This window comes from Pseudomonas farsensis (genome assembly GCF_014268805.2).
Classification (GTDB): domain Bacteria; phylum Pseudomonadota; class Gammaproteobacteria; order Pseudomonadales; family Pseudomonadaceae; genus Aquipseudomonas; species Aquipseudomonas farsensis.
Genome location: NZ_JABWRF020000001.1, coordinates 594055 through 617247 on the forward strand (window position 1 = coordinate 594055; position 23193 = coordinate 617247).

Consider the following 23193-nt stretch of genomic DNA (forward strand, 5'->3'; position numbering starts at 1 on the left):
GCCGAGATCCCTGTGGGAGCTGGCGACAGCCTGCGATGGGGCCTGAGCAGGCGAGCATCAATCGTCGTCCGCCGTACCCTCAGCCCGCCAGTAGGCGGCGGCTTTCAATGCATCCTCCTGCACGCCTTTATCCAGCAGCAGCGCCTTGGCTTGGCGGGTCAGCGACTTTTCCAACGCTACCCAGCTGTACAGCCGCCCTTGCGGCAGGCTCAAGCCGCTGACCACCTGCAGAAGGTCCTGCTGATGCCGGAGCACCCAGGTCACCTCCACCTGCGCCTGGCTGGCCAGCACCTGGCGCTCCTGGTCGTCTTCGATCTGGATCACCGCCACCACCCGGCGCCCGGCAGGCAATGCTTCCAGGCGCCGGGCGATGGCCGGGATCGCCGTTTCATCGCCAATCAACAAATAGCTGTCGAAAATATCTGGAACCACCAGCGACGCTCTCGGCCCCGCGATATTCAGCGTTTGCCCAGGCGTCGCCTGCGCAGCCCAGGTGGACGCTGGGCCGTCGCCATGCAGCACGAAGTCGATATCCAGCTCCAGGTTGACCAGGTCGATGCGCCGCGGCGTGTACTCGCGCATGGTTGGCCGGGCGCCGTCGCGGTTCAGCTCGCGCGCATCGATGGCCTGTTGCTGCTCAGCCGTGGTGGCGAACAGCAGCTTGATGTGGTCGTCCGTGCCCAGGCTGCTGAAGCCGGCAAGCTCGGCGCCGCCCAAGGTAATGCGGCGCATGCGCGGGGTCAGCTCGGTGACCCGCAGCACTACCAAGCGGCGCTGGCGGATTTGATGGTTGACGCGGTGAATGCTGTCGCTCATGGCGTGTACTCCGTAATGGCGGGCCCAGCGGCGATGGCCTTGGCGGTGTCGTTGAGCAGGGTGCTGACCCGCGCGATCTCCTCCGGCGTCCAGTGGCCGCTGTGCATGTGCAAGGCGTGGCGCAGGTTGCCGACCGCCTGGTGAATTTCGGCGGGGCGGTCGTGGCCGCGCAGGGCGCGCTTGCTGACCTCGATACGCATGCGTACGCCGTCGAGGGCGACCGCCTGTTCGGCCAAGGCGTTGCGGCCGGCCTCGGTGATGGCATACAGGCGTTTGCTGCCCTGCACCTGGCCGCTGATCAGCTCGGCTTCTTCCAGGTAATTGAGGGTTGGGTAGATCACCCCTGGGCTTGGGCTGTAGCTGGCGTCGAAGAGGTTTTCGATCTGGCGGATCAGGTCGTAGCCATGGCCAGGCTGGCTGGCCAGCATCGACAGGATCAACAGCTTCAGGTCACCGGGGGCAAACACCCGAGGACCGCGCTCGCCCCGGACGGGGCGGCGTTCAAAAGGGTCATGGTCACGCATGGCGCTGGGGCTCCGTGTGTTTCGATATATCGCAAGATATTACTCAAGATATATCGTAAGACAAGCCCTCAAATGCAGATGATTATCATCTAATTGGCCGATAGGTCATGCCCGCCCACGGGCACCATGGCGACTTGCGGCGCCTTGCAGGCGTTCGGGTTACCGGGTTCCAGGTACGGCATCAGAATCGGCGCCATGCCCTTGAGCACCTGCACCGGCAGCGCCGAGGTAAAGGTGAAGGCTTCAGCCGAGCGCCCGGAGACGAACGCGGTAAGGGTGCCGAAGTGGTTGTCGCCCAGGTAGAACACAAAGGTGGCAGTGCGGTTGAGCGAGCGCGAACCGAGCAGCCGACCACCGGCCCCGTAGCTGGCGATACGGTTGTCGCCGGTGCCGGTCTTGCCGCCCATCACCAGCGGGGTGCCGTCGTGCAGCTTGAAGCTGCCGGAGATACGCCGCGCAGTACCGGCATCGACCACTTGCGACATGGCGCCTTTAAGCGCCCGCGCAACTTCTACCGGGAGGATCCGCTCGCCGCGGTCCGGGTCGCTGATCAACTGGGTTTCAAACGGGGTGCCTTGGGCAAAATGCAGGGTGTCGATGCGCAGGGTCGGCAGGCGCACGCCGTCGTTCTGGATGATCCCGACCAGCTCCGAGAGCGCCGCCGGGCGGTCGCCGGAGCTGCCGATGGCGGTCGCCAGCGACGGTACCAGGTGGTCGAACGGGTAGCCGACGCGCTTCCAGCGCTGGTGAATATCAGTGAACGCCTCGATTTCCACCATGGTGCGGATGCGGCTGTCACGGGCGCCCTGATGGCGGCTCTTGAACAGCCAGCCATACACTTCCTGGCGCTCGAAACGGCTGGCGTTGAGGGTGTCCCTCAGCGAAGCCCCCGGGTTTTTCAGCAGGTAGCCGAGCATCCACAGGTCCAGCGGGTGCACCTTGGCGATATAGCCTTGGTCGGGCAGGTCGTACTTGCCGGGGCCGTAGGCTGCGTACATCTCGACCAGGCGGCTGTCGGTGAGCTTGGCCATGGCCTGCTTGTCGCCCTTGCTGTGGGCGCGCACGAAGGCGTTGAAGGTTTCCTGGCTGGCTTCCGGGAACAGGTAGCGGTGCACCGCCGCCAGGCGCTGCGGGGTCACGCGCAGGCTGTCGAGGAAGGTGTCCAGGCGCTGCTGCGAGGTCTTGCGCTGGTACTTTTTCCAGAACCGCATCATGTAGTTGGTACCTTCGCGGTCGGCGAAGCGCGCCAGGTATTCCTGGCGGCGCGGGTCGCCATCGTCGCGCAGCAGCGGTTCGCGGTTGTACGGCTGCTGGTAGGTCACATAGCGCACAATGTCGCGCATCAGGCGAATGAACGGCAGGTTGATCGATTCGCGCAGGGCATCCTTGAGGGTTGGGTTGCGGCTGTTGTCTTCCTTGCGGAAGTTGTTGAACACATGCATGCCGCCGCCGGTGAAGAACGCCTCGCCGGTATTGGCCGAATACTTGCGCTCAAGCGCTGCATCGAGCATGGCATCCAGGCTTTGGTTCTTGCTGTTTTGCGCAAGCCACTCCAGCGACCACTGGGTCAGCCGGTCGAGTTCGGCCACTGGCACTTTTTTAAGCTCGGCGGGGGGCATGCCTGCGTACTTGTCGTGCAGCTCGGCGATGATTTCCAGGTAGGTCGTCAGCACCCGCAGCTTGGCGGTGGAACCCAGTTCCAGCTTGCTGCCTTCGTTGATGTCGAACGGCTGGTCGGTGCTGTCGGTCTGCACCCGCACCCGCGAGCCGTCGGCGGTGCGCTCGAACAGGGTAAAGCTGTAGCTCACCTGGTCGGTGGTCTTGCTGGTCAGCAGGCGCTCGCCGATCAGCCCCAGTTGCGCGGCGAAGGCCGGGTCGGAGAGGTTTTTCAGGTATTGGCTGACTTGCAGTTGCAGGTCGGCCTGCAGCGTACTGGTGGCCGACAGGTCGAGGCGGTCGAGGTCGTACAGCGGGCGGTTGAGCATCGCCGCCAGGCGGTTGCGTGCAAGGCTGATGCCCTTGTTGGTGATGATCGGCACGATGGTCGGCTGCGCCACCCAGTCGCGGTACACCGCCTTGCTGGCCAGTGCTGCATCGGCCAGCGGGCGGTCGATGACGCTGGCGCCTGCCAGCACGCGGATGTGCGAGTCGGTGAGTTCGGCAAGCTCGATACGGCCTTTGGACAGGTAATAGGAAGGCCGGCGCTGGGCGATCATCAGCGACAGCACCTGGCGCAGGGCCAGGCCACGCTGGGCCAGGCTTTGCTCATCGGTTGCGGTCGAGTTGAGCGCCCGGTTCACCTGGTCGAAGTCGGCGCCGTACCACACCCGCAGCCCTTCGGCCATGCCATGCACCTCTCCGTGGCCGGGTACTGCCGACAGCGGCACGCTGTTGAGGTAGTCACGCACGATACGCTCGCGGGCCAAGGTGGTGTCCGGCCCGCCAAGATAGGCCCGCACGCTGGCCGAGATCATCTGGCGGATTTTTTCGCTGCCCGAGACGGTCAGCCCGTCGGGGGAATGCCGGTACTTTTCCAGCTGCGTGGCCAAGGTACTGCCGCCGGCGGACTGGCCGGGCAGTGCCAGGTATTTGGCAACCTGGCTATAGGCGGCCTTGGCGAAGCGCGGCCAGTCCACGGCCGGGTTGTTCTGTGGGTCCTTCGGGTCGAGCAGGTCGCGGTTCTCGATGAACAGCAGGCTGTTGACCACCACCGGCGGGATCGCGGCAAAGTCGGGGTACAGGTGCTGCGGGTAGTTGTACTGGTACAACGCATCGCCACGGCAGTCGGTGATCGACAGCCCTGCCTGGATCTTTTCCACATAGGGCACGAACAGGCCGTGGTCGACGTAGCGCATCAACTCAGGCGAGAAACGCACCTGCTGGTTGATCAGGTAGTCGCGCTTGAGCAGCCGTGGCAAGAATTCACCCAGGCCGCTGTAGCCCAGGCGCTTGTCGAACGGGCCTTCGCCTGGGTAGACGATGGCGTCGCTTGGGCCGGGTTGCAGGCGGTAGGTGAGGGTACTGGCCAGGCGGCTGAACTCGCGTGACTGCAGGCGCGAGGTCTGGATTTCCTGCCAGGCGGCATAACCCACGGCGATCAAGGCCAGCACCAGCACCAGCAGTATCAGCCGCCACCACAGACGACGCTGGCGGGGCTGGATTGGCGGGGGAGTTTCAGCCTGGGGTGCGTTGGGTGCTTCCGTTCTGGTCTGTTCCGATTGCCACAGTGCGCCCATAGTCTTGAGTCCGGCCAGGGATTATCGTCTTGCTTGCCTGAAGCTTAGACGGTGGGCTGGCGTGGTGAAAAATTTGTGGCGCAGGCTTTGTACCTGGCCAATTGCCTGTGTTTTTAGGCCGGCCTGTACCGACCTCATCGCAGGCTGGCGCCAGCTCCCACAAAGTCCGCGCACAACTGTGGTATTGGAGGCTGGCTCAGATCCTGTGGGAGCTGGCGCCAGCCTGCGATGAGGCCGGTACAGGCCGGCTAGCTCAGGCCGCCACTTCGCTATGGGGCTCGAAACTGTCGGCGCGCGCCAATTGCCACATGCGCGAATAGAACTGCCCGTCGACCTCGCCAGTCAGCAGTTCGCCCGGCTTGAGGAACACGTGCATCTGCGAGAACAGCTTGATCTCGGTGGCAGAAATGCGCCGCACCAAGTGCTTGGCCTCCAGCTGCGCCGGGTGCTCAAGCCCGGCAGCTGCGAGCATTTCGGCCAAGGCGCGCAAGGTGTTGTGGTGGAAGTTGAACACCCGCTGGGCCTTGTCCGGCACCACCAGTGCACGCTGGCGCAGGGCGTCCTGGGTGGCGACGCCGGTTGGGCATTTGTTGGTGTGGCAGCTCTGCGACTGAATGCAGCCGATGGCGAACATGAAGCCGCGCGCCGAGTTGGCCCAGTCGGCGCCAATGGCCAGCACGCTGGCAATGTCGAAAGCGCTGACGATCTTGCCGCTGGCGCCAAGCTTGATCTTGTCGCGCAGGTTCAGCCCGACCAAGGTGTTGTGCACGAACAATAGCCCTTCGCGCAGCGGCACGCCCATGTGGTCGGTGAACTCCACCGGCGCCGCCCCCGTACCGCCCTCGGTGCCATCGACGACGATGAAGTCCGGCAGGATGCCGGTCTCAAGCATGGCCTTGGCAATGCCCATGAACTCCCACGGGTGGCCCAGGCAGAACTTGAAGCCCACCGGCTTGCCGCCGGACAACTCGCGCAGCTGGGCAATGAACTGCATCAGCTCGATGGGGGTGGAGAAGGCGCTGTGGCGCGATGGCGAGATGCAGTCCTCGCCCATGACGATGCCGCGGGTCTCGGCAATTTCCTCAGTCACCTTGTGCTTGGGCAAGATGCCGCCATGGCCCGGCTTGGCGCCCTGGCTCATCTTGATCTCGATCATGCGCACTTGCGGGTTTTGCGCCTGGGCGGCGAAGCGCTCAGGGTCGAAGCGCCCGTCCGGGGTGCGGCAGCCGAAATAGCCACTGCCCAGCTCCCAGGTCAGGTCGCCGCCATGTTCGCGGTGGTACGGGCTGATGCTGCCTTCGCCAGTGTCATGGGCAAAATTGCCCAGCTTGGCGCCCTGGTTGAGCGCGCGAATGGCGTTGGCGCTGAGCGAGCCGAAGCTCATCGCCGAAATATTGAAGATCGACGCCGAGTACGGCTGGGTGCACTGCGGCCCGCCCACCACCACGCGAAAACTGGCGGGGTCGGATAATGGCGCCGGGCGCATGGAGTGGCCGATGAACTCGAAGCCTGACTGGTAGACGTCGATCAGGGTGCCGAAGGGTTTGTCCGAGGCTTCGTTCTTGGCGCGTGCGTACACCAGCGAGCGCTGCGCACGGGAGAAGGGCAGGGCGTCGCTGTCGGATTCGAGCAGGTACTGGCGGATTTCCGGGCGGATGCCTTCGACCAGGTAGCGGATATTGCCCAGGATCGGGTAGTTGCGGCGTACCGCATGACGCGGCTGCAACAGGTCGAACACCCCGATCAGGCTGAGCACCCCGGTGGTCAGGGTGAACGGCCACAGCCATTCGTGGTGCAGAAACGGCAGGCTGGCCAAAGTGAACAACACACAGGCGGCAAAAAAGGCGTAGCGACTGAGAAGTGACAGGCTCATACGGGGTCCTTGCGGATGACTCGGTCAGGCTCGGGGCCTGAGGCAAACGCCGACCATAGCCCGGTTCGGCGGCACTTAGCCACCCTGGAACGGCACGCCAGAAACGAAAACTCCGGTATCGAAAATCATTCGCGCCAGTGTGCCGCGATGGGCAGCAAGCCATTCACGCCGGGCTGCGTTATTCTCGCCCGCTCATTTATTTGCGAGCCTGCCCATGTCCAACATCATTCGCATTGCCGCTGCGCTGCTTGTCGACCCGCAGGGGCGCACGCTGCTGGTACGCAAGCGCGGCACCGAGGCGTTCATGCAGCCGGGCGGCAAGATCGATGCCGGTGAAACGCCGGCCGCTGCGCTGGCGCGTGAGCTGCACGAAGAGCTGGGCCTGCGCATCGACCCGGCCCAGGCGGTGCACCTGGGCTGTTTCAGCGCGCCTGCGGCCAACGAGCCGGGCTGTGTGGTGCAGGCCGAGCTGTTTCGCGTGGGCTGCGCAGAGCCGGTGGCGCCGGCGGCTGAAATCGAGGAAGTGCTGTGGCTTGCCGCTAGCGCCACCGCTGCCATCAACCTGGCACCGCTGACCCGCGACCTGATCCTGCCGCTGTGGCGCGAAGGCCTCAACGCACCGCGCTGACGCCATCGAGGGTGGCGAACGAGGTGTCTTTGGCCGTGAGCAGAAAGTCGCGCATGTAGGGGGCATCGAGCATGTCGGTGCGCACCCCGGCGTACAGCGTGGCGAACAGGCCTTTCTCACCCAGGCGCTTGCCTTTGACGTAGCCGCGCGAGCTGTACTCGTGCAGCGCCCAGTGCGGCATGCCGCAGACGCCACGGCCGCTGGCGACCAGTTGCATCATCATCACGGTCAGTTCCGAGGTGCGCACCGCGGCCGGCTCGATGTCTGCCGGCTCCAGAAAGCGGGTGAAGATGTCCAGGCGGTCGCGTTCCACCGGGTAGGTGATCAAGGTCTGGTCCAGCAGGTCCTGCGGCACTACGAAAGGCTTGGCGGCCAGCGGGTGCTGGTTGGCCACGGCGAGCATGGCCTCGTAGGTGAACAGCGGCACGTAGGTGATGCCGGCCAGGTCCAGCGGGTCGGAGGTGACCACCAGGTCGAGGTCGCCACGCGCCAGGGCGGGTAGCGGCGCGAAGGCGAAACCTGAGGCAAGGTCGAGTTCGACTTCAGGCCAGGCATCGCGGAACTGGTCGATGGTCGGCATCAGCCACTGGAAGCAGCTGTGGCATTCGATAGCCATGTGCAAACGCCCGGCGGTGCCCCCGGCCAGGCGGGCGATATCGCGCTCGGCGCCGCGCAGCAGCGGCAGGGTCGCGTCGGCCAGTTGCAACAGGCGCAGGCCGGCGCTGGTAAAGCGCAGCGGCTTGGTCTTGCGCACGAACAGCGGCAGCCCCAGGCGCTCTTCCAGCTCTTTGAACTGGTGCGACAACGCTGATTGGGTCAGGTGCAGGCGCTCGGCGGCCTCCACCAGGCTATCGGCTTCGCGCAGGGCATGAAGGGTTTTCAGGTGGCGGATTTCAAGCACAGTGGCTCCGTGAACGATCTTTGAGGGTAAACACAGCGGTGTTGAGTTTCCCTCATGTTGCCATGGCCTGTCGACCACGACCACTCAGCAGCCTTCACGAAACTGTCACGGTTTTGTGGCAGCGCGACCGAAAGGATTTCATCAGACTCGCGCTCTACTGGGGATCTGCATTCTGGTGTTTCTTTCATGCGGGCTTTACTGCTTTTTCTGTTGCTGTCTTTCAGCGTGCCGGCAAGCTTTGCCGACGACCGCTGTAATCCACAAGTACCGGTGCAACGTGCCGAGCTGGGTGAACTGAGCCTGGTGTACCAAAGCGTTGGCGCGCCGCGCGACCCTGCGTTGCTGCTGGTCATGGGCCTGGGCGGGCAGCTTATCCATTGGCCCGATGACGTGGTCGAGGCCTTGTGCCGCCAGGGTTTTCGGGTAATTCGCTATGACAACCGCGATGTCGGCCTGTCGCGTTGGAACCAGCTACCGGCCAACGCCAACCTGACGCTCGAGCTGCTGCGCTACAAGCTCGGCCTGCCAGTGGCGGCGCCCTACACCCTGACTGACATGGCCGGCGATGGCATCGGCCTGATGGACGCCCTGGGCATTCGGCAGTTTCATGTACTGGGCGTCAGCATGGGCGGCATGATCGCCCAGCACATCGCCGCCATGGCCCCGCAGCGGGTACGTAGCCTGACCTTGGTCATGTCCAGTTCAGGGGCTGCCGGGCTGCCCGCGCCCAGCCCGGCGCTGGTGCAACTGCTGGCCCGGCGCAGTGCGCCAAACCGCGAGGTGGCCATCGAGCAGCAGGCCGACCTGCTGGCAGCGCTGGGCAGCCCGCAGGTCAAGGACGAGCGCGCGGGGTTGCTGCACCAGGCGGCGCAGTCGTATGACCGGGCGTTCAACCCTGATGGCGTCAAGCGCCAGATTATGGCGATCCTCGCCGAGCCCAGCCGGGTGGAGTTGCTCAACCAGCTACGGGTGCCGACGTTGGTGGTGCATGGTACGGCTGATCCGCTGCTACCGGTGATGCATGGCGTGCACCTGGCGGCGCATATCCAGGGCAGCCAGTTGCGGCTTATTCCGGGGCTGGCGCATCGTTTTCAGGAACCGTTCAAGCAGCCGCTGCTGGGGGCAGTGCTGCCGTATTTGCAGGCGCACCGCCAGGATGCGACGCATATCGCCGGGCTTTAGTGCGGCCTATCCTGTTCCGGCCTCATCGCAGGCCCTGCTCAACCGCAACATTGCTGATTGGACCCAATCCTGTGGGAAATGATAGGGAGTTGTGGCGAGCGGGCTTGCCCCGCGTTGGGCTGCGCAGCAGCCCCTTGGGTTTTCAGGGCCGCTGCGCAGCCCAACGCGGGGCAAGCCCGCTCGCCACAAGGAGATATGTCTGGCGAGAACAGGCTTGTACAAAACCATAGCATTTCCCACAGTGAACTTGCCCAGCCGCGATATTGGGCCGAACTCAGACCCTGTGGGAGCTGGCGCCAGCCTGCGATGAGGCCGGTACTTTGCAAATACTTACCCCAAGCCGTACTTCTTCACCTTGTCGAACAGCGTGGTCTTGGCCATGCCCAACTCCTGGCTAGCCTGGCTGAGGTTGCCACCGCTGCGCTGCAAGGCATCGGTCAGCAGGTTACGCTCGAACGCCTCCACCGCCTCGGCAAAACCCAGGCCTTGGCTGGCGCCGCCGCTCGGGCCTTTCTTGAAGGCCGGCAGGCCCAGGGCGTAACGCTCGGCGACATTGCGCAGTTCGCGCACGTTGCCCGGCCAGTCATGGGCCATCAGCCGCGACAAGGTCTGGCTGTCCAGCTCGGGGGTTTCGCGGTCGAAGCGCAGCGCCGACTGCTGCAGGAAGTGCTCGAACAGTTGCAGAATGTCTTCCCGGCGCTCACGCAGCGGGGGCAGCTCCAGGGTCACCACATTGAGGCGGTAATACAGGTCGCTACGAAACTGCCCGGTCTGCCCCAGTGCATCGAGGTCGGACTTGGTAGCGGCGATGACCCGGCAATCCACCGCAATGCTCTGGTTCGAACCCAGGCGCTCCAGCGTGCGTTCCTGCAACACACGCAGCAGCTTGATCTGCAGGTTGATCGGCATGCTCTCCACTTCATCGAGGAACAGCGTGCCGCCATTGGCGTGCTCGATCTTGCCGATACGGCGCTTGCCGGCGCCTGTAAACGCGTTGGCCTCGTGGCCGAAAATCTCGCTCTCGAACAGGTTTTCCGGCAGGCCGCCGCAGTTCAGTGCCACGAACGGCTGGCTCTGGCGCCGGCTGAAGTCGTGCAGGCAACGGGCGACCAGCTCCTTGCCGGTGCCCGTCTCGCCTTCGATCAACACGTTGGCCGAGGTATCGGCCACATTGCTGATCAGTTCTCGCAGCTGTTGCATGGCCGGCGAGCGGCCGATGATGCGCCCCTCCAGGCTGCTCTGTTCAGCCAGTTGCCGGCGCAAAGCGACCACTTCACGGGCCAGCCCACGCTGCTCCAGGGCGCGGCGCACCACATCCACCAGGCGCTCGGGGGAAAATGGCTTTTCCATGAAGTCGTAGGCGCCATTGCGCATCGCGCCCACCGCCATGTCGATGTCGCCGTGGCCGGTGATCAGTACCACCGGCAGGCTGCGGTCGCGGGCCTTGAGGCGGTTGAGCAGTTCCAGGCCGTCGATGCCAGGCAGGCGGATGTCGCTGACCACGATGCCGGCAAAGTTGTCGCCGATGCGCTCCAGCGCCTGTTCGGCACTGCCCACGCCTTCGCACGCGATGTCCTCCAGAGCCAGGGCCTGCTGGCAGCCGAGCAGCACATGCGGGTCGTCTTCGACGATCAGGACGGAGAGGGGCGCTTGGGTCATGGGGAATCTGCCGTTTCGCTGGGAGGGGTTACCAAGGGCAGGGCGAGGATAAACGCCGTGCCGCCATTGGCGGGGTCTTCGACGCTCAAGGTGCCCTTGGCGGCGGTGGCCAGGCTGGCCGACAAGGTCAGCCCCAGGCCCAGGCCGTGCTCGCCTGGTTTGGTGGTGAAGAACGGTTCGAACAAATGCTTGCGTGCCTCGGGGTCGATGCCGTGGCCATTGTCGCGCACCCGCAGGCGGTACTTGTCGCCCTGCACTTCGCCTTCTAGCCACAACTCGGCGTTTGGCTGGGTGGCCATGGCGTCCAGGGCGTTGCCGATCAGGTTGACCAGAATCTGCTCCAGGCGGGTTTGATCGATGGCCAGTTGCAGGTCCGCGAACTCGCGGTGCAGTTGCACGTGGCTGGCGCTGATACGTTCGCCCAGCACCTGCAAGGTGGCGTCGACGGCTTTTTCCAGCGAGGCCTGGCCACTGTCGTCACCGCGCCGGGCGAACGAGCGCAGGCTCGCGGTAATGCGCCCCATACGGTCGATCAGGTCGTTCATGGTGCGCAGGTTGGTGCTGGCGGTTTCCAGCGCGCCGCGTTCGAGAAACCGAACGGTGTTGCCGGACAGCGTGCGCAGCGCGGCCAGCGGCTGGTTGAGCTCGTGGGCAATGCTGGTCGACATCTGCCCGATCGCCGCCAGTTTACCCGCCTGGACCAGCTCGTCCTGGGCGTGGCGCAGGGTCTGTTCGGCGTGGCGGCGCTCGCGTATCTGGCCCTTGAGCCGTTCGTTGCTGGCGCGCAGGTCGGTGGTGCGCTCGGTGATGCGCCGTTCCAGCTGGCTGTTGGCCTCTTCCAGCGCTTCACGGGCCGCCAGGCGGGTGGCGATCACCTTGCGCCGCTCGTTCCAGGCGATGCCCAGGATCGCCAGCAAGGCAAACGCGACGCCGACCAGAATGCCTTGCACCATCGATTCGCGGCGCAGGTCCTGCAGCGGCGTCAGCAGGGTGAAGTTCCACGGTGTGTCAGCCAGGCGGCGGGTCTGCGCCAGGTAGGCGACCTCGTGCTGTTTACCCTTGTCGGTTTGGCGGTTGGCCGGGAAGGTGAGTTTTTCCACGCCATCGGCCAGGGTTTCGCGGCCCAGGGGCTGCAGCTCGTTAAGCGGCCACCAGTAGTACTGCAGGCTGCGCGCCAGGCGTTCCTTGATCTGCGGGGTCAGTGGGCGGACTGACTTGAGGCGCCGCGCCGGGTCGCTGGACAGAATGATGATGCCGTTCTCGTCGCTGACGAAGGCTTCCAGGCGGGCCCGTTGCCAGCGCTCTTCGAGGGTGTCCAGGCGCACTTTGATCACCGCAACGCCGATGATCTTGCCGTGTTCTTCCAGGCCATGGGCGAGGAAATACCCCGCTTCGCCGGTGGTGCTGCCGATGCCGTAGAAGCGCCCAGGTTCGCCGCGTACGGCATCCTGGAAGTAGGCACGGAAGGCCAGGTCTTCACCGAGGAACGAGTCGGCATCGCGCCAGTTGCTAGTGGCTTGCACCCGGCCGTTGGTGTCGAGCACGAAGATCGCTCGGCTGCGGCTGCGCCGGTTCAAGCCTTCGAGGTATTCGTTGACCGATTGGCGGTCGCCTGCCTCGGGGTCGGTGAGCAGTTGCGAGACGCTGTCTTCAAGCTCAAGCAGGCTGGGCAGGTAGGTGTACTTGCTGATTTCGCTCTCGACCGTGCGCGCGTGCAGCTCAAGCTGACGCTCGCCGTTTTCGCTGAGGGCGCGGATGCCGTTGCTTTCGCTGATCGAGAAACCGACGAAGCCCAAGCCAACCATCAGCAGGATGACCAGGGGGGGCAGCAACAATTGGCGGATCAGGCGGGATTTCACGGCGGGCTGGGCAGGGCGAAGGAGCGAGGGGTCGCATTTCATCACAGTGGCCTTGTCACGACCAGCATCCGCTGCCCGTAGGCAGCGGACACGGCGGCCTGCTTAGTGTTGCAGGATCTTGCTGAGGAAGTGCTGGGTGCGTTCGTGGCGGCCTTCGGGCTTGCCGAAGAAGTCTTCCTTCACGCAGTCCTCGATGATGTTGCCCTTGTCCATGAAGATCACCCGGTTGGCGACCTTGCGTGCAAAGCCCATTTCGTGGGTTACGCACATCATGGTCATGCCTTCGTGGGCAAGCTCCACCATCACGTCCAGTACTTCGTTGACCATTTCAGGGTCCAGCGCCGAGGTCGGTTCGTCGAACAGCATGACGATCGGGTCCATCGACAGCGCGCGGGCAATTGCCACACGCTGCTGCTGGCCACCGGACAACTGGCCCGGGTGCTTCTTGGCGTGGGCACTGAGGCCAACACGGTCGAGCAGGTCCAGGCCCTTCTTGGTGGCTTCGGCTTCGCTGCGGCCAAGCACCTTGCGCTGGGCAATGGTGAGGTTCTCGGTGATGGTCAGGTGCGGGAACAGCTCGAAGTGCTGGAACACCATGCCGACCCGCGAGCGCAGCTTGGGCAGGTTGGTCTTGGGGTCGGCAATCGAGGTGCCATCGACCACGATGTCGCCCTTCTGGAACGGTTCAAGGGCGTTGACGCACTTGATCAGGGTGGACTTGCCGGAACCGGACGGGCCGCAGACCACCACCACTTCGCCCTTCTTGACCTCGGTGCTGCAGTCGGTCAGCACCTGGAAGTCGCCGTACCACTTGTTGACGTTCTTGATGGAAATCATACGGTGATCCTTTTTTGCAGGCGCTTGACCAGCCACGAAGCGGAGAAGCTGATGATGAAGTAGACGACGCCGGCGAAGATCAGGAACTCATGGGAGCGCCCGATGATGTCGCCGTTGGCGCGCGACGAGTTGAGGAAGTCGACCAGGCCCACGGTATACACCAGCGAGGTGTCCTGGAACAGGATGATGCTCTGCTGCAGCAGCAGCGGGGTCATCTTGCGAAACGCCTGGGGCAGGATGATCAGGCGCATGGTCTGGCCATAGGTCATGCCCAGGGCCTGCGCGGCGCCCATCTGGCCCTTGGAGATCGACTGCACGCCGGCGCGGACGATTTCGCAGAAGTACGCCGCCTCGAACATCATGAATGCGACTACGCACGAAGTGAACGCACCCACTGGGGTGTCTTCGCCGGTGATCCAGCGCAGCACGAACGGCACCGCCAGGTAGAACCAGGTGATCACCAGCAGCAGCGGGATGGAGCGGAAGTAGTTGACGTAGGCGCCAGCCACATTCGACAGCAGCTTGTTCGACGACAGGCGCATCAGGGCCAGGATTGTACCCAGCGCGATACCGCCGACCACGCCCATGACCATCAGTTGCAGGGTAAGCACCATGCCGTCCCACAGGGCCGGAATGGCGGGGATGATTTCGCTGAAATCCAGTTCCATTTACTTGCCCCCCACGGAGATCAGGCCAGGTACCGCGACTTTCTTCTCCACCAGGCGCATCAGCAACATCAGGCCCATGTTCAGGGTGAAGTAGATCAGCGTGGCCAGGGTGAAGGCCTCGAACAGGTTGGCGGAGAACTCAGCCGTTTGCTTGGTCTGCGCCAGCAGCTCCATCAGACCGATCAGCGAGGCGACCGAGGAGTTCTTGAACACGTTCAGGAATTCGGAGGTAAGCGGCGGAATGATGATCCGGTAGGCTTGCGGCAGCAGCACATTGTTGTAGATCTGCGCCAGGCTGAAGCCCATGGCGCGGGCCGCGGCTTCCTGGCCGCGTGGCAGCGCCTGGATGCCGGTGCGCACCTGCTCACACACCCGTGCAGCGGTAAACAGGCCCAGGCACACCACCACGCTGATCAGCGCCGAGGTGGTCGGGTTGAGGTCTTGCTTGAACCATTCCTGCAGGCCTTCGGGCAGCAGATCGGGTACCAGGAAGTACCAGATGAACAGTTGCACCAGCAGCGGCACGTTGCGGAACAGCTCCACGTACGCGGTAGCGATACCCGATACCAGGCGGTTGGGCACGGTACGCATGACGCCCAGCAACGAGCCCAGCAGCAGTGCGATGATCCAGGCGCAAACGGCAATGGCGATCGTCCAGCCCAGACCGGTGATGTACCAGTCCAGATAGGTCTCGCTGCCCACGCCAGTGGACTTGAAGAACACGCCCCAGTCCCAGTTGTAATTCATCGGGATTTCCCCTCAGACGGTTGTTTCACGGGCACCTTCGAGCTTTCGGGGGCGCTGGGCGCCCTCGAAAGAAGGGTAGACACTTAATGAGTGGCCTGTCGGATGGAATCGCGCGTTAGCGCCAGGCCACTAGTTACGGCTGAGGATCAGGACTTCTTCTCGTCCGCGGCCTTGTCGGTAGGCTCGGCGATCAGCTTTTTCAGCTCGTCGCTCATCGGGAACTGCAGGTTCAGGCCCTTGGGCGGGATTGGCTGCTGGAACCACTTGTCGTAGCTCTTGTTGATTTCGCCCGACTTGTAATAGGCAACGATGGCGTCATCGACTGCTTTCTTGAACGCATCGTCACCCTTGCGCATCATGCAGCCGTAGATTTCGTACGACTTTGGGGTGCCTGTGATGACCCAGTCGGCAGGCTTGCGCGCCTTGGCCATTTCACCGGCCAGCAGGGCGTCGTCCATCATGAAGGCAACGGCACGGCCAGTTTCGAGCATGTGGAAGGCTTCACCGTGGTCCTTGGCGGAAATCACGTTCATCTTCATTTGATCGTCGGCATTCATGGTCTTGAGCAGGCGCTCGGAGGTGGTACCGGCGGTGGTCACCACGTTTTTGCCGGCCAGGTCGGCAAAGTCTTTGTATTCTGGCGCGCCATTTTTGACCTTGGTCAGCAGGCGGGTGCCCACTTCGAAGATGCCCACCGAGAAGGCGACCTGCTGTTGACGTTCGGCGTTGTTGGTGGTGGAGCCGCATTCCAGGTCAACGGTGCCGTTCTGCACCAGCGGGATACGGGTCTGCGAGGTAACCAGGTTGTACTTGACCTTGATGTCGGTACCCAGTTGCTTTTTCAGGGCATCGACCACAGCCAGCTGGATGTCGTGGGAGTAGCCCACAGGCTCCGGCTTGCCGGCCAGGTAGGAGAACGGAATGGAGGAGTCGCGGTGGCCCAGGGTGATGGTGCCGGATTCCTTGATCTTCTTCAGGGTGCCGGTCAGTTCTTCGGCCATGACTGGCGATGCGATGACTGCAGCCGCAATGGCGGCGCCCAGCAATTGACGAACGATGCGCATGAATTTTCCTCGACGTGTTTGTTTTTCTTATGGAGCCGGTTGGCGGACTCTTCGTTCAACGAATACAGCGTGAACTGTGCATTCGGCTTCCAAGTGTAGAGCATGACTCGTGCCAAGCCCCGCTATTGATCATAACGGCGCGAAATCATTGAGGATTAATCTTTTCTTACGATTGCTTTGTAAGATTTTTCGTGCGGGTTGCCGAACGAAGCGATACGCCATATTCGGAAATCCGAATGGGTGGCTTGTTGTCGGCTGTAGTGGACTACCGCACGGTATTGCTTGGAAGCGGGTCTGCTGGTGCTTTTGCATTCAGGAGAGTGTCGTGCCCGATATCCCCATTCCTGTCGACTCGATTGATGCCCTGATCGCCGACAGGCTGCCACGTTGGCTGGCTCACCCTAACCAGGATCGACTCAGTGCTTTGCACAGTGCCATGCGTGCTCAGCAGGCCCATGGCGTTGTTGTCAGCCAGTTGTTCGCCGACTTGCCGACACTGGACGACTATGCGACGCCTAAGCTGGTTCAGGCGCTGTCCGATGCCGGCCTTGATGCGCTCGACGTTCGAGCCTGCCAGGTGCGCATAGCGCGTATCGTAGAGCTGCCGACGGCTGCGCCCAACCTGCCGCCACCCCGGCATACCTTTCATTCCAGACAGAGCCTGCTTGGCGCCGCCTTGCATAACTTCCACCGTGAAGAGACACGACCGTCGGTGTTGCGCCGTGGCAGGCTGGTCGACGTCAATGGCCAACTGCTGGGTCTGGGCTTTGAAGTATTCGCCGGGCTGTGTCGCAAGTTGGATATCGGCGCAGGCTACCAGGCGCTGCTCAAGGAGCGTTTTCTGCCGGGCGAAGAAGGGAGTGCCGAACGTCAGATGGTGGAACAGGCCGTACAGGAGAACCTGCGCTTGCACCTGGAACTCGCGGTGCGCATTGCCTTGCTCAAGGGCGAATTGGACGAGCAGAGCTATCTACAACTGCTGGCGGTATTCAGCGCACGTCCGGTGGTCCCCGCGACGCCAGGCGAGCTTACGGCACGGCAGTTGTACCTACTGGGCAAGGAAGTTTGTGGCGTGGCTACGCTTGAGGTGCGCTCAGCAGATGGGCTTACGCTTGAGGCGGTGCTTCTATGGGTCGCCAAGGATCCGCATCGGCCGGTCTCCCGGCATGCCTCGTAGCAGGCTGTATATACAAGCCTGGCGGAGCGCCTGCGTGAGCGTGACTACCAAGACTTCTTTGCCCGGTTCATCAAGGAGCGCGACCGCGGCGCATTCTTCAGCACGCTGAAGCGGTTGTTGCGCGGCGTGCCACCGGGGCAGGCGGTCGAACTCGATGGCCGGCATCTGCCAGTGGCAGGTAGCCTGCTTGCACACCTGCGTGGGCTGCAGCTCAGCAAGCTGCTGGACGACGCTCAGGTACTGGCCGTGCCCACAGGAATGGAAGATGAAGCCGACCGCCGTGAGCGCTTGCAGGCGCAATTCGCCGCTGGTTTCGACCTGCTCGGCTTGGCCGGGATGTTCGTACCGGTACTGGGCGAATTGATGCTGGTGGTCAGCGCAGTCGAGCTTGGCGAACAGCTTTATGAGGGCTATCAAGATTGGCAGTTAGGTGATCGCCAGGGCGCCCTGGACCATTTGTTTAGCGTGGCACAGAGCCTGGCGTTGGGCGTCGTGGTGGGCGGGGTCAGTGGGGCAGCGGTGCAACTGGCCCGCGTTCCGTTTGTCGATGCCTTGGAGCCGGTGCGTACAGGAGCGGGCGTGGTGCGCTTGGCCGATGGGCAGTTGCGTGGCTATGCGGTCGCCGATCAAGGCATCGCCGTGGGCCATCAGGCGCTGCTCGACGGGCAATGGCACCTGCGTTTGCAGCAAGGTACGTTTCGGTTGTCAAGCGATGGCGACAATTGGTTGATCCGCCATCCGCAGCGTCAAGACGCCCATACCCCCTGGCTTGAACACAACGGTGTCGGCAGTTGGCGCCATCAGTTCGAGTCTGCGCAGCAATGGCGCGGGGCTGGCCAGTTGCCGCGCCGTCTGCATCGGCGCCTGGCCGCCGTGTCGGACGCTGATGCCCAGGTATTGTTGGACACCACGGCGTTTGATGAGGCGCGCGTGCGCCAGTTGCATCTTGAGAACGCCGATGCGCCTGCACGCCTGCTGGACGCCTATGAGCGTTACCAACTGCACTTGGAGTATCCGGCGCTGCGCGGTGCCGCGTTCGACAGCTACCTGGCTGAGCGCGAAGTGGTGCCGAGTGCGGCGGCAGGCCTGTTGCGCCGGGACTTTACAGGCCTGAGCGTGCGCTGTGCCGAGGAAATACTCGCCAGGGCCAGTAGTGCGCAGGTTGAGACCATGCTTGCCACCCAAAGGGTGCCACTGGAGCTGGCCGAGCAGGCACGTTGGCAATTGCGTGACAGCCGCCTGGACCGAGCCTGTGCGGGGCTGCGTCTGGCCCAGGCAGTCAACGAAGATAGCGAACGCCTGGTTCTGGGGCTGATTGACCGTTTGGCACCTTGGCCGGACTCCATGCGTATCGAACTGCGGCAAGACACGCTCGATGGGCCGCTGCTTGCTGCTCATGGAGCCGAGGCGGCCGACGAGGTGCGCAGCATTGTCCGCGGGCCGACAGGTTATCGGCTGGGCGCGGAGGCAGGGGGCGTCAACGCTCAAGGCAGCCTGATGGGCGCGGTGTGGCAGAGTCTGGACGAGGCGCAGAAAGGGATGCTGGGTAACGCCCAGCTCAGTTCGCAGGGGCTTGCCGATGTGCTGGTTGCCAACGCTGCAAGCGAGCGCCCCCTGGTTGCCGAACTGATCGGCATGGCGCCAATCGGGCGTGGCCTGCGACCGCCGGTGCGGCTCGGAGACGGTCGGGTCGGCTACATGCTCAGTGGCCGCGGCGTAGGAGGGCGAGCTGCTGTACGGCGCGGTATGCATCAATTGTTTCCAACCATGACCGATTTGCAGATGGAAGCCTATGTATTGGACTTGCTGCACCGGCGGGTGGACCTGTGGGCGCACTTCAATCGCTTGCAGTTGCAGATCGATGCACTTCGCCAGGGGTTGAGAAGCTGGCGTGACGCAACGCGTAACCCGCTTGAGCTGCTCAGCCGTCAGCGTGTGGTGCAGGCCATTCGCCGCAGTTGGCGGCGCAAGGTGGTTGATGCCGGCGGCGACTACGTACTGAGCATCGATGGCGAGCGGGTAGGGCACCTGCCCGCGCTGCCGACCGGGCTGGATTTTGTCCATGTGCGCCGGTTGATCTTGCGCAACATGGGGCTTGCCAGCCTGGATGCCGATTTCCTCGGTCGCTTTACTGGTCTTGTCGAGCTTGACCTCAGCCACAACCAACTGAGTGCCCTGCCGGCCGGGCTGGAGCTGCTGACCTCCCTGAGGCGCCTGCTGCTCAGCAGCAACCGGATAGCCCTGGACGCCGCCGGCAACGCGCGTCTGACAGCGTTGACTCGGCTGCACACCCTTGACCTGAGCCGTAATCCGCTCGGCCAGCCCCCTGCGCTAAGCGAGTTACGCCATCTGCGTCGGCTCGGGCTGCGTGCGACTGGGCTTGAGAACCTGCCTGAGCCGGCTGACCAGCTGTCATGGCGCGGTATCGCTGATCTGCGCGACAACAGCATCCGGCGGGTGCGGGGCGATTTAGGCAACCTGCGTCTGCGGATCGAGCGCTTGAGCTTGCACGACAACCCGCTGCAGGCCAGCAGTGAACAGTTGTTAGACCAGGCAGCCGGCCTCAGCCAGCAAAGGAGGCTCCATCATTCCAGGAGCGACGACCCGCTCAACCCATGGTTGGTGAGCCGCAGCAGTGAGCAGGGCCAGCGCCGCGAGGCGCTCTGGCAGAATGTTCAGGCGCAGGACGGCTCGGCGGACCTGTTCCGCTTTCTCGATGATTTCACCCAGACCGATGACTTTGAGGAAAACCCGGATTACTACCGGGCGCGCGTCTGGCACATCCTTGAGGCTGCCGAGCAACACCTGCCTTTGCGCGTGCGGCTGTTTCGCGAGGCAGGCGGGGTGCGCACGTGCGATGACCGGCTGTTGCTCATCCTCAGCCAGCTGGAGTTATCGGTGCTGGCTGAACAGGCGCTGTTCGACGGCCCTAGTGCCCAAGTCGAGCAGCGTCTGGTGCGTCTTGGACGTGCCTTGTGGCGCCTGGATGAGGTTGATGCGTTTGCCGCGCGGCATGTGCAACAAATGCGGCAGCAGGCGGGCAGTGCGGTTGACGAAATCGAGACTCGGCTGTTTTATCGTGTGCGTTTGGCCAGGGTATTGGCGCTGCCTGCACAGCCTGCAGAAATGCATTACGAAAGCTTTGCATCAGTTACCACCAGCGACCTGAAACGCGCGCAGGCGGCGGTCCTGCAGAATGAAACAGACGAGGTGCTGATTTCGTCGCTGGCGCAGCGGCCGTTCTGGCAAAACTATGTGCGTGATCGCCATGCGCAGCGCTTCGAAACCTTGGCCGAACCGTTCCATCTGCGCCTGGAGGACTTCGAGCGCGGCGCCGGTGAGGGTGGCGAACAACACTACCTTAAGCAGTGCAACGCATTAATGGTTGAGCTGGAGGAGGCGGAACGTGTTCTGACCCGGGACTTGGCCCGCGAAGCAGTCGGGCGAGCGGGCCATTAAGGCGCAGAGTGCGCTGGCCCGCTTGCAGGAGCTGCCTCAGGCGGCGCGGTCGCGCGTCGTACGGGCTTGTTGCAGGTAATCGGCCAACGCTTGTTGCTCCGCCGCATTGGTGAACAGGCCAAGCTTGGTGCGGCGCCAGAGGATGTCGTCGGCATCGACTGCCCACTCTTCGGCGCGCAGGTAATCCACCTCGCGGGTGAACAGCCCGCCACCCATCGCCTGGCCCAGATCCTCCGGCCCCTCTACGCCTTCAAGCAAACGCCATACGCGGTTGCCATAGGTCACCGACCAGCGCTTGGCGATATCCACCGGCAGCCAGCTGTGGCGGGCCAGCAGCTTGTCGACCAGTGCCTGCGCCGTGGTCATGTCTTCGCCACCTGGCAGAGGCGCGTCAGCCGTCCAACTGCCGCGCATCTGGGTGAAGTAAGGCTTGAGTTCGGCCATCGCCGATTCGGCCAGCTTGCGGTAGGTGGTGAGCTTGCCGCCGAACACCGACAACAAGGGAGCCTCGCCGGCAGCAGCCGACAGCGCCAGGGTGTAGTCGCGGGTCACGGCCGAGGGGTTGTCGGACTCGTCGTTGCACAGCGGGCGCACACCGGAATAGGTGTTGAGGATGTCCGCACGGCTGAGTAGTTGATTGAAGTGGTCGTTGACCACCTTGAGCATGTAGTCGGTTTCCTGCTCGGTGATCGCCACCTTGGCCGGGTCGCCGCTGTACTCGCGGTCGGTGGTGCCAACCAGGGTGAAACGGTCCAGGTAAGGGATGCAGAATACGATGCGCTGGTCTTCGTTCTGCAGAATGTAGGCGTGCTCGCCCTCGTACATGCGTGGCACGATCAGGTGGCTGCCTTGGATCAGGCGGATGCCGTAAGGGGCGTCCAGCTTGAGGTCGTCGCGGATGAAGCTTGCGACCCAAGGGCCAGCGGCATTGACCAGCGCACGGGCGCGGATGTTCTGGCGGCTGCCATCGGCATGCTCCAGCTCGACCTGCCACAGGCCGCCAACACGTTCGGCGCGCAGGCAGCGGGTGCGGGTGTGAATGTGCGCGCCGTTTTCGCGGGCGGACATGGCATTGACCACCACCAGGCGCGCGTCATCGACTGCGCAGTCGGCGTATTCAAAACCGCGTGTGATGGCCGGTTTGAGCGGGTAGCCGGGGCCAAAGCGCAGGCTGCGCGAGGCGCCCAGGCGCTTGCGCTTGCCCAGGTTGTCGTACAGGAACAGGCCGGCGCGGATCATCCAGGCCGGGCGCAGGTGCGGGCGGTGCGGCAACACGAAACGCATCGGCTTGACGATGTGCGGGGCCTTGGCCAGCAGCACTTCGCGCTCGGCCAGGGCTTCGCGTACCAAACGGAATTCGTAGTGCTCCAGGTAGCGCAGGCCGCCGTGGATCAGCTTGCTGCTGGCCGACGAGGTGTGGCGGGCGAGGTCGTCCTTTTCGCAAAGGAACACGCTAAGGCCGCGCCCGGCAGCGTCGGCCGCGATCCCCACGCCATTGATGCCGCCACCAATGACGGCAAGGTCGTAACAGTCGAGCGGTTGTGGCGAAACGGGCTGGGACACGGCAAGGCCTCCTGGTAGCTCACATCGAATGTGAACATTCATGTTCGAATTCGAAAATACTAGCGCAATGAACAGGCACTCGCCAGTCCGTCTTTATAGAAAAAACTGATCGGATGACAAACAAATGAACATTAACGAAAACAAAGCGGCCGCTGGCCTTGCCAGCCGCGGCCATTTTGCGCAGCGTGGATCACACCACGTCGAGGCGGATCTTGTGTTGGGTGAGCAGTTCGGTCAGGGCGGGCGAGGGGGGCTGGTCGGTCACCAGGCAATCGACCAGGCTGATCGAACCCAGGCGCACCATGGCGTTGCGCCCGAATTTGCTGGAGTCAGCGGCGAGGATCACCTGGCGTGCATTGGCGATGATCGCCTGGGACACCCGCACTTCCTGGTAATCGAAGTCCAGCAGGCTGCCATCTTCATCGATACCGCTGATACCCACCACCGCGAAATCGACCTTGAACTGGCTGATGAAGTCGACACTGGCCTGGCCCACCACGCCGCCGTCGCGGCGCACGGTGCCACCGGCCACCAGTACTTCAAAGTCATCCTTGGCGCTGAGGATCGCCGCCACATGCAGGTTATTGGTGATGATCTTCAGGTGGTTGTGGTTGAGCAGCGCGCGGGCGATGGATTCGGTGGTGGTGCCGATATTGATGAACAGCGAGGCGTGGTCGGGGATCTGCTGGGCCACGGTTTCGGCGATACGCTGCTTTTCGTCGCGCATCTGGTCGGCGCGCATGGCGTAGGCGGTGTTCTCGATGCTTGAGTCATAGGCCGCGCCGCCGTGGTAGCGGCGTAGCAGGTTGGCCTCGGCGAGCTGGTTGATGTCGCGGCGAATGGTTTGCGGCGTGACGACGAACAGCTGGGCCATTTCCTCGATGCTGACGTAGCCGCGTTCGCGGACCAGCTCAAGGATTTGTTGTTGGCGGGGGGGCAGATTCATGGGCGGTCCTTTTGGGCTGCCGGACAAATGCTGCAATGATGCCGCAGGAAGGGG

At 63.5% G+C, this 23193-nt stretch carries 17 protein-coding genes; 4 read left to right on the forward strand and 13 right to left on the reverse strand.

The features are described from left to right. Positions 1–57 precede the first annotated feature (57 nt). The 4 genes from HU719_RS02660 to HU719_RS02675 form a co-directional block, all read right to left on the reverse strand. On the reverse strand, positions 58–816 hold the full coding sequence (locus HU719_RS02660; RefSeq protein WP_186536530.1) for a siderophore-interacting protein: 759 nt from the start codon (positions 814–816) through the stop codon (positions 58–60). Further along, positions 813–1340: a PadR family transcriptional regulator gene (locus HU719_RS02665; RefSeq protein ID WP_186536529.1), complete on the reverse strand. Its 528-nt coding sequence runs from the start codon at positions 1338–1340 to the stop codon at positions 813–815. Before HU719_RS02665 ends, HU719_RS02660 begins: the two co-directional genes overlap by 4 nt. A gap of 89 nt (positions 1341–1429) precedes the next feature. Beyond that, positions 1430–4576, reverse strand: coding sequence for a transglycosylase domain-containing protein (locus HU719_RS02670; protein WP_186536527.1), 3147 nt, complete (start codon positions 4574–4576; stop codon positions 1430–1432). 253 nt (positions 4577–4829) lie between these two features. Next, positions 4830–6449, reverse strand: a complete 1620-nt coding sequence (locus HU719_RS02675) for an FMN-binding glutamate synthase family protein (RefSeq protein WP_186536526.1) — start codon at positions 6447–6449, stop codon at positions 4830–4832. A 214-nt stretch (positions 6450–6663) separates the two neighbouring features. Here HU719_RS02675 and HU719_RS02680 point away from each other — a divergent pair, with 214 nt between their 5' ends. Further along, positions 6664–7077: an NUDIX hydrolase gene (locus tag HU719_RS02680; RefSeq protein ID WP_186520758.1), complete on the forward strand. Its 414-nt coding sequence runs from the start codon at positions 6664–6666 to the stop codon at positions 7075–7077. Here the strand turns inward: HU719_RS02680 and metR are convergent. Then, positions 7061–7978 carry a transcriptional regulator MetR gene (metR, locus tag HU719_RS02685; protein WP_186520759.1) on the reverse strand — a complete coding sequence of 306 codons (918 nt, stop codon included), beginning with the start codon at positions 7976–7978 and terminating at the stop codon, positions 7061–7063. The two genes, HU719_RS02680 and metR, sit on opposite strands and share 17 nt — an antisense overlap. A 186-nt stretch (positions 7979–8164) precedes the next feature. Here metR and HU719_RS02690 point away from each other — a divergent pair, with 186 nt between their 5' ends. Next, positions 8165–9160: an alpha/beta fold hydrolase gene (locus HU719_RS02690; protein WP_186536525.1), complete on the forward strand. Its 996-nt coding sequence runs from the start codon at positions 8165–8167 to the stop codon at positions 9158–9160. Between the two features lie 330 nt (positions 9161–9490). Here the strand turns inward: HU719_RS02690 and aauR are convergent, their stop codons facing one another. The 6 genes from aauR to HU719_RS02720 all read right to left on the reverse strand — a co-directional run bounded on the left by aauR (position 9491) and on the right by HU719_RS02720 (position 15994). Then, positions 9491–10819 carry a two-component response regulator AauR gene (aauR, locus tag HU719_RS02695; RefSeq protein ID WP_186522260.1) on the reverse strand — a complete coding sequence of 443 codons (1329 nt, stop codon included), beginning with the start codon at positions 10817–10819 and terminating at the stop codon, positions 9491–9493. Beyond that, on the reverse strand, positions 10816–12720 hold the full coding sequence (aauS, locus tag HU719_RS02700; RefSeq protein WP_186522261.1) for a two-component sensor histidine kinase AauS: 1905 nt from the start codon (positions 12718–12720) through the stop codon (positions 10816–10818). The genes aauR and aauS overlap by 4 nt, the downstream gene beginning before the upstream one ends. Before the next feature lie 60 nt (positions 12721–12780). Next, positions 12781–13515 (reverse strand): amino acid ABC transporter ATP-binding protein, encoded by a 735-nt coding sequence (locus HU719_RS02705; RefSeq protein WP_186522262.1) that lies wholly within the window; start codon positions 13513–13515, stop codon positions 12781–12783. Next, complete coding sequence (locus HU719_RS02710; RefSeq protein WP_186536524.1) at positions 13512–14183, reverse strand: amino acid ABC transporter permease; 672 nt, start codon at positions 14181–14183, stop codon at positions 13512–13514. Before HU719_RS02710 ends, HU719_RS02705 begins: the two co-directional genes overlap by 4 nt. Further along, positions 14184–14930 carry an amino acid ABC transporter permease gene (locus HU719_RS02715; protein WP_186536523.1) on the reverse strand — a complete coding sequence of 249 codons (747 nt, stop codon included), beginning with the start codon at positions 14928–14930 and terminating at the stop codon, positions 14184–14186. Between the two features lie 146 nt (positions 14931–15076). Beyond that, complete coding sequence (locus tag HU719_RS02720; RefSeq protein ID WP_186536522.1) at positions 15077–15994, reverse strand: glutamate/aspartate ABC transporter substrate-binding protein; 918 nt, start codon at positions 15992–15994, stop codon at positions 15077–15079. 325 nt (positions 15995–16319) lie between these two features. Between HU719_RS02720 and HU719_RS02725 the strand changes: the two genes are divergently transcribed. Then, positions 16320–17171, forward strand: coding sequence for a dermonecrotic toxin domain-containing protein (locus HU719_RS02725; RefSeq protein ID WP_186536521.1), 852 nt, complete (start codon positions 16320–16322; stop codon positions 17169–17171). Positions 17172–17297: 126 nt separating this feature from the next. Further along, positions 17298–20630, forward strand: coding sequence for an NEL-type E3 ubiquitin ligase domain-containing protein (locus HU719_RS02730; protein WP_367616411.1), 3333 nt, complete (start codon positions 17298–17300; stop codon positions 20628–20630). 36 nt (positions 20631–20666) lie between these two features. Here HU719_RS02730 and glpD read toward each other — a convergent pair whose 3' ends face one another. Together glpD and HU719_RS02740 are read right to left on the reverse strand one after the other, a co-directional pair. Continuing rightward, positions 20667–22193, reverse strand: a complete 1527-nt coding sequence (gene glpD, locus HU719_RS02735; RefSeq protein WP_186536518.1) for a glycerol-3-phosphate dehydrogenase — start codon at positions 22191–22193, stop codon at positions 20667–20669. Between the two features lie 190 nt (positions 22194–22383). Further along, positions 22384–23139: a DeoR/GlpR family transcriptional regulator gene (locus HU719_RS02740; protein WP_186522276.1), complete on the reverse strand. Its 756-nt coding sequence runs from the start codon at positions 23137–23139 to the stop codon at positions 22384–22386. Positions 23140–23193 lie beyond the last annotated feature (54 nt).